This is a genomic window from Duganella sp. FT27W, from assembly GCF_009295655.1.
Classification (GTDB): domain Bacteria; phylum Pseudomonadota; class Gammaproteobacteria; order Burkholderiales; family Burkholderiaceae_D; genus Rugamonas; species Rugamonas zoogloeoides.
In genome coordinates this window covers 1-303 of sequence record NZ_WHIV01000024.1, presented here as the reverse complement: position 1 = coordinate 303, position 303 = coordinate 1, and the positions used below count along the sequence as shown (strand labels likewise).

Here is a 303-nt window from a genome sequence, read left to right as displayed (position 1 = left end):
GCCTGACGATAACCTACTTTCACACTGGTTGCAGCACTATCATCGGCGCAAAGTCGTTTCACGGTCCTGTTCGGGATGGGAAGGGGTGGGACCGACTTGCTATGGTCATCAGGCATTGAACTGTACGAGTCGCGTTCTTGTGAACGTTACTCAGAATCTGGAAGTAGTAAGTAGGTGGGTAATGAAGTTGTTGTATCAACGAACGTTTCAACGTACTTCTTATTCACCATAACCTGCTAAGGTTATAGGGACAAGCCGTACGGGCAATTAGTACTGGTTAGCTTAATGCATTACTGCACTTCC

1 rRNA gene is annotated in these 303 nt (G+C 46.9%); it reads right to left on the bottom strand.

Annotation, left to right across the window (positions count from 1 at the left end):
* A 5S ribosomal RNA gene (gene rrf, locus F8197_RS28255) occupies positions 1-113 on the bottom strand.
* Between the last annotated feature and the right edge of the window lie 190 nt (positions 114-303).